We start from the raw sequence: 499 nt of genomic DNA, 5'->3' as shown, positions 1-499 counted from the left end.
TACGGTGCAATGGTTTAGTTTGGGTTTTATAGCGTTGTCGCACCTTAATTGGGCGTTATGTGAATCCTATAGTATCGAGGTAAAAGTAATGGAAGTAGTTAGCTTTATTGATATTGAAGAAACTGAAAATGATTTAATGATTTCCTTTGCAATTGACATCGGTGATGGATATATCGAAACTCTTCTTTTGCATAGACAGTTAATCGGTGAGTTTGCCCTGCCAGAAGACGAACGTGGAACTAAGGTTAGTCATACTGGGAGTGATATTCCAGATGAATTTTTAAATCGTCTTGAGAGTGTAGAAGTTGATGGATCAATCATCAGTATCAAGGCTCGTTTTAGTTCTTATCAAATTGATTTACAAAAAATATCCAGAGAAGAGATAAATCAAATTTATGAGTCATTAAAGCGTCATAATTTTGATAGCCAATTTAAAGTTCAATTCACATAACAAACAATTTAAGAGTGACTCCTAACGCTTAGCGATTTCACTCCGGTT

General features: G+C 34.9%; 1 protein-coding gene. It reads left to right on the top strand.

The genetic code is table 11. The features are described from left to right. The coding region (locus FCV43_RS19705; RefSeq protein WP_206380348.1) for a hypothetical protein at positions 1-451 on the top strand (451 nt) is incomplete at its 5' end. Between the last annotated feature and the right edge of the window lie 48 nt (positions 452-499).

This window comes from Vibrio genomosp. F6 (assembly GCF_005146325.1).
In the GTDB taxonomy this organism is placed as follows: domain Bacteria; phylum Pseudomonadota; class Gammaproteobacteria; order Enterobacterales; family Vibrionaceae; genus Vibrio; species Vibrio cortegadensis.
The sequence above is the reverse complement of the archived record's forward strand: the minus strand, read 5'-3'. Positions and strand labels throughout refer to the sequence as shown.